This is a genomic window from Candidatus Woesearchaeota archaeon (genome assembly GCA_003694805.1).
Lineage (GTDB): Archaea > Nanobdellota > Nanobdellia > Woesearchaeales > J110 > J110.
This window is the reverse complement of record RFJU01000087.1, coordinates 1-5,724: the sequence shown is the minus strand read 5'-3', so window position 1 is coordinate 5,724 and position 5,724 is coordinate 1. Positions and strand designations below refer to the sequence as shown.

At 50.6% G+C, this 5,724-nt stretch carries 7 protein-coding genes; 6 read left to right on the top strand and 1 reads right to left on the bottom strand.

The annotated features are described in order from the left end of the window. The 4 genes from D6783_03175 to D6783_03160 all read left to right on the top strand — a co-directional run. On the top strand, positions 1 to 537 hold a 537-nt coding region (locus tag D6783_03175; protein RME53013.1), incomplete at its 5' end, for a hypothetical protein. Between the two features lie 74 nt (positions 538 to 611). Further along, positions 612 to 1,838 carry a HAMP domain-containing protein gene (locus D6783_03170; GenBank protein ID RME53012.1) on the top strand — a complete coding sequence of 409 codons (1,227 nt, stop codon included), beginning with the start codon at positions 612 to 614 and terminating at the stop codon, positions 1,836 to 1,838. Further along, the gene (locus D6783_03165) at positions 1,835 to 2,317 is read left to right on the top strand and encodes a hypothetical protein (GenBank protein ID RME53011.1); all 483 of its coding nucleotides are present in this window, start codon (positions 1,835 to 1,837) and stop codon (positions 2,315 to 2,317) included. Before D6783_03170 ends, D6783_03165 begins: the two co-directional genes overlap by 4 nt. Then, positions 2,314 to 2,808, top strand: coding sequence for a hypothetical protein (locus tag D6783_03160; GenBank protein ID RME53010.1), 495 nt, complete (start codon positions 2,314 to 2,316; stop codon positions 2,806 to 2,808). The genes D6783_03165 and D6783_03160 overlap by 4 nt, the downstream gene beginning before the upstream one ends. A 59-nt stretch (positions 2,809 to 2,867) precedes the next feature. Here the strand turns inward: D6783_03160 and D6783_03155 are convergent, their stop codons facing one another. Further along, positions 2,868 to 4,157 (bottom strand): diaminopimelate decarboxylase, encoded by a 1,290-nt coding sequence (locus tag D6783_03155; protein ID RME53009.1) that lies wholly within the window; start codon positions 4,155 to 4,157, stop codon positions 2,868 to 2,870. A 69-nt stretch (positions 4,158 to 4,226) separates the two neighbouring features. Here D6783_03155 and D6783_03150 point away from each other — a divergent pair, with 69 nt between their 5' ends. Further along, a complete protein-coding gene (locus D6783_03150; GenBank protein RME53008.1) occupies positions 4,227 to 4,454 on the top strand; it encodes a hypothetical protein in 228 nt (75 codons plus the stop codon). Beyond that, positions 4,451 to 5,724, top strand: a 1,274-nt coding sequence (locus D6783_03145) for a tetratricopeptide repeat protein (protein RME53007.1), incomplete at its 3' end; no start/stop codon positions are given. The genes D6783_03150 and D6783_03145, both read left to right, overlap by 4 nt.

Below are 5,724 nucleotides of genomic sequence, written 5' to 3'. Positions count from 1 at the left end.
TTTGCAAAGCGCCTCTACCTCAGCCTCAAACAACACGGCGTAACCACGCTTTTTACGTCAGCAGCAGACACAAAAGAACACATGAAAGAATTCACCGGCAGCAAACTCTCAACCATCACCGACAACATCATCTTCCTACGCCACGTCGAAATGGAAGGGGAATTAGGACACGTCCTCACCCTTCTCAAAGTCAAAGGAAGCAACCACAGCAGGCAAATACACCGCTACCACATCACCCACCACGGCATACGCATCGGCACACCCCTCATAGGCTACGAGGGCATCCTCTCAGGAACCACCCACAAAGTCGCAACCAACCTCGAAGAGCAAATCCTCCAAATCTTCCAACGCTTCCTCGGACCCATTGCAAACGTCTTATTCGAAGAAGTGAAAGAAGAAGGGCTCACCGAAGAAAACATCTTCTCCTCCATTGACAAACTCACAAAAGACAACATCATCGACAAAGAAGCAGGCAAACTCTTTCGCAATCAAATCAACAAGCTCCTCCACCACAACAAACAACCGATGAACCAATAAAAAAAAACAGCCAGACACAATAAAAAAAAACACGTGCGAAACAACAATACCAAAAAACCAAAAAAGAGGCCACGATGAAACTCCAACAAGAAATATTGCTAACCCTCCTCACACCCATCATCATCCTTTCCATCTTCTCCCTAGGCAACCACCTGCGCATCGTTAGCGACGCGAAAAGTGTGGAACAAGAGCTCATCAACCCTCTTGTCAAAAACCTTGATTACGCAGAACAAATCTCCACAACCAGCACAAACCTCATTTCACTTTCTTCCAAAAGACAAACACACGAAAAGAACACATCAGCCAAAGCGTCACCAGCATACCTCGCCGGCCTCGACGAGCTCCAAAGACTCATAGACCTCGCCAAGAAAGATGCAGCTCAAACAAATAAGCCTTTCAAAGAAAAAATACTCAGCGCCCTCTACGACCTTGAAAACAGCGTCATCACGCTTGAACAAATCCCTGGTGACGCCGCCACTGAAGAAAAGCTCGTTCAGCAAGCAAACACCCTCCTACAAACACTCGTCGAAGAAGTCGAAACCATCGCTGCTAGAAGCGAAAAGGAGCGCATCAACTCATCAGCAAGCATGCTCTTAGGGCTTCCACTCCTCATCATCCTCTTCTTAGGCATTTTCTTTTTCGTAAAAAAAACCATTATTCAACCCATAGAAGACATCACCCTTGTCATTGACCAAATCAGCAGAGGAAACCTCAAAGTCAAGCTCAAAACCCCTCAACGACAAGACGAGATAGGGAAGCTCGCAAGGGCGTTCTCTCGGACGCTCGCAAGCCTCAAGCTAGCAGTCCAAAGAAGCGGAACACCACCACTTGTTCCGAAAGATAAAAAACTCCAACATGCCATAAAAAACACGCTAAAAGAGCTTATGAACCTTAAAAACGCGCTTGACAAAGGAAGCCTTGTCACCATCACCAACAACGAAGGAACCATTACCTACGCAAGCAAGGCCTTTTGCGAACTCCACGAATACCGCCAAGAAGAAATCCTCGGTAAAAAACACTCCATCTTCAAATCAGGCAAGCACCCCTCCTCATTTTACACCGCCCTCTGGCGAACAATCTTTTCAGGAAAGACCTGGCACGGAGACATATGCAATACAACAAAAACAGGCAAGCAACACTGGCTCAGAACAACCATCATCCCGCTCAAAGCTGAAAATCAAACGCAAGGATTCATGGCGCTAAGAACACTCATTGACGACCTCACCCCCTGTCAGAACAAACACCCAACCACGCCGGCGAAGCAAGCACTAACAGAAGGCGAAAGCCAAAGCGAAACATGAAAAAAAGAGTTCTCCTCGTACAGCTCCCCCCAGAACGTTACCTAGAGCGAGGCATCCCCTACCTCCAGACACACATTACCAAGAACAGACACCCGCTCTACATCAGTTTCCAAAGACCAGAGGCAAACCTCAAAGAGCACTTCACACGAAACAACATCGACAATATTGAAATCATCGACCTTGCAAGCGAACTAGCAACCGCCCCGCCTGAAAACATAGACCTCGACAACATCATCACCACTATTTACAAAGCAAGCCTCAAACATAAAGAACTGGTCGTTTTCATCGACTCGCTCTCAACCATTCTCCTCTATAAGCCACTCTCAGAGCTTCTTAGGCTCAGCGAAGTCCTCATCCGCCTTGCAAAGCAGAAGCAAAAAATACTCCTCCTTCTCGGAATCGCCTCGGATTTCGCCTCAAAAGAATTCGTAAAAAACATCGCCCTCCTCGCAGACGACATAGTCACCCCGAACCCATGATGCAAGTCCCTCACTTCAAAAACGTCACGTTCATCGAAACCAAGCCAGAACGAGCAAGAAGCATTCTTGAAGACACCATACAAAGCCTTACGTGTTCACTATGCATCCTCTCCATCTCCACGCCTGCAAAGACCATCCGCTCGGGACAACGAACGAACGTAACCATTATTGACTGCACCGGCCAGAACACCCAAGAAAGCGACAGCAACACCATTTTCATAAAGAACGCGTCATCCTTAGCGGAAATGAGCGCGGCCATCAGTGCCTGGCTTGAAAAAACCCAAGGGGAACGATACTTCATCCTTGACTCCCTCCCCACCCTTGCCATGTACAACCCACCAAGCTACGTCGCAAGATTCGCCCATACCGTCGCGACCAAGACTCGCCTCTCGCAAGCAGGATGCGTCTTTCTCTCAGCAAAGGAGAGCATCTCTCAAGAACTGCGTGCAGAAATCGTCCAAATCTGCGACGCCATCATACAGGACGACTAAGCAAGAAAAAAGAAAAGAAAAATCCTCCCGGTGCCGCCCTTCCCCAATCACGCTCCCTCTCAGCGTTCTCGGGACATGAGCCCTGCAACACTTCCGCGCTCAGATATTAAGAAAAACTTCCCATCCCGAAGGACGACCTCAGCAGCAGGAGGAAACGAATTATACCCCTCAAACGCCATTGCCGAGCAATACGCTCCTGCGCCGTGCACGAGGACAAAGTCGCCGGGTTCACGTTTTGGCAACTCACGCTCGGAAGGATACGCAGGGTTGGCCGGATCGCTTGTCAAAAGATCTGAACTCTCGCAACAATGGCCAATAACAACCACGGGCTCAGTCGCTGAGCCGGTCGCTGAGCCAAGCCCATCCTTCCCCGAGGCGTTCTTATCTCCCTCCCCGCCCGCAGGAAGCACTGCGCTAAGATAATGCTGCGCCCCGTACATCGTCGGCCGCGCAATCTCTGTTAAGCCGCAATCAAGCTTGAGGAAGGTGTGCGTGTTCGTCCGTGTCTTATCCACTATTCTCGAAAGCAAGACTCCTGCCTGCGCGACAAGGAACGTTCCCGGCTCGAGCTCGACACGAATCCTGCGCTTCGTCCGAGCAAAAAACTCTTCAACACTCTTGGCAACTTCCTCGCCGCAACCACCAATATCTACCGTCTCCTCAGCGGGCATGCGCGCTACCTTGAACCCGCCGCCTAGATTCATCCGCGACACTGACGGCAAGGCTTCGACGATGCTTAGCGTCTGCTTCGCAGCCGCACTCCACAAATACGGCTTTGTACCCGAACCGATATGGGTGTGGACGCAGTCAATGATAAGATTGTGCTCTTTAGCAATCCTCATCACCTCAGGAAGATCCTCGTGCCAAATGCCAAAGCCACAAAGCGGCCCGGCCGTGTCCACCTTATGATTCCCCCCGGCATCAATCCCCGGATTCACCCGAATAGCAACACGACTCCCTGGAAAGCGCTCGCCAAACGTCTTTAGCTGAAAGAGCGAACACGCCGTAAACAAACACCCTTTCCCAACCAACGCATCCAAGTCGATGGGCAGCTCCTGAGCGGTTATTCGGATCTTGCTCGCGTCAACCCCGCAGGCAAGGGCGCGATTTGCCTCGTAGCCAGAAGATGCATCGATGTGTAAGCCAAGGGCATCAAACAAAGAGAGTATGTACTTATGCGGGTTAGCCTTCATCGCGTATCGAGGAGTAAACCCGAAAGGCAGACGAATTGACAAAAACTCTGCAGCACGCTCCTTCAACAAGGCTTCATCATAGACAAAGGTTGGCGTCCCGTACGCTTCCGCTATGCTTCTTGCCTCTTCAAATGTTAAAAACAACGTTCTAAACAAACAGCATCACCACCGGCAACTCGCGCATCACCGCGCAAGCCAAGAAAAAACAACAACGCCTTTCTTTAAATGCTTTATTATCACAACACGCTTTTTCCCAGCCATTTTAAAAACAACATAGAAATGTTTAAAAAAAAGTTTGTGCTAAAAGAGAGACAAAACCAAGCAAAGAGAAACCAAGAGCGTTCCCTCAAGAAAACCGCGCTACAAAACAACAAACACGACACGAGCGCCGAATACAAGCCACGCTTCACACAAAACACGCCGACCGGAATCTCTTGCTTCGCTCTTTGTTGATTGACCGGGGAATTTCAGAGGTGAGTAAACAAGAAGACAACAGTGCATCCTCTATGCAACACTCCAGCCCGCGACAAAAAACACTTTCAGCAATTGTTAAGACGCTCTGGATTTCCTTCGCCTTCGCCACGCCTTTCTCAGCGACGCCAGCGCAAGCACAGCAACACCCCCCTCCTCGCATCGAGCGCCACGACACGTCTGCAAATGAAGAAGCGCAAAGCGCTTGCCTCCAAAAAAAGAACACCATCGGCCACCGCGTCATCTCCCTTGAAGCAAAACCGCTTGGCACCAAGAACACGTGCACGCTGCAACGCTGGCTAGATACCTACCTCGACGACGTGAAGGACGCAGCCGCAAAACAAAAAGACAAAGAAAGAACCGCTCAATCCACCCTCGCAATAGCAATTACGCTTCTTAACGAACGCACACGCTACGCAGAAGCCAACACCCTCACCGAATGTATCGCAACAGCATCCTGCGACTGCGACACGCGCGCCCTCCTCCTCCAATCTGTCGCTGAACAAGAACACATCCCCGCAGCCGCTGTCCGCTCCCCGTTCCATCTCTACTTGCGCATACACGAAAAAGGCAAACCCGCGTTCAATATCGACCCCGTAACCGGAACGATTTTCTGCGACGGGACGGAGCGCCACCCTACCCTCGAGTGCTTCGGCAAGCCGATGCTTACAACACCCATCAGCGAGAGCGCGAAGAAAAACAACGTCTACCTCCACGCCCTCACACCCCCCGAGCAGAACGCGCTCATCCTCAGCAACGTCGGGTGGGAACTCTACCTCCAAGCGTTCGCAACAAAGCCAAGAGAAGAACGTCAAAACAAAATAATTCAGGCGGCAAACTACCAACACCTCGCCATCAAGGAGAATCCGCAAGACCCCCTCATCATCTACCGCTCAGCAGTTCTTGACATCATCGTCAACGTCTACTCGGCGTCCCCACCACGAGAAGCAATCAAGAATGCAACGAAAGCAATTGAAACCATCGAGCTCCTGGATCCTCGCAACGCACTCCGCTTTCTCCTTGAAGGCTACGTCTACACACTCACCGACAACCTGGACCAAGCGGAAAAAGCATACAGCAAAGCCGCTCGCTACAGCAACAACAACCCACGCCTCTACTTCAACCTCGGCTACTTCTTCTTCACCCAGGGAAAGTTCAAAAAGGCTCGCTCAGCCTTTCGCAAAGCGCAAATACGTGCTGAACGATGGAACGAGACGCTCTGGCAGCAAAGCACGCTCTTCCTCGGACACAC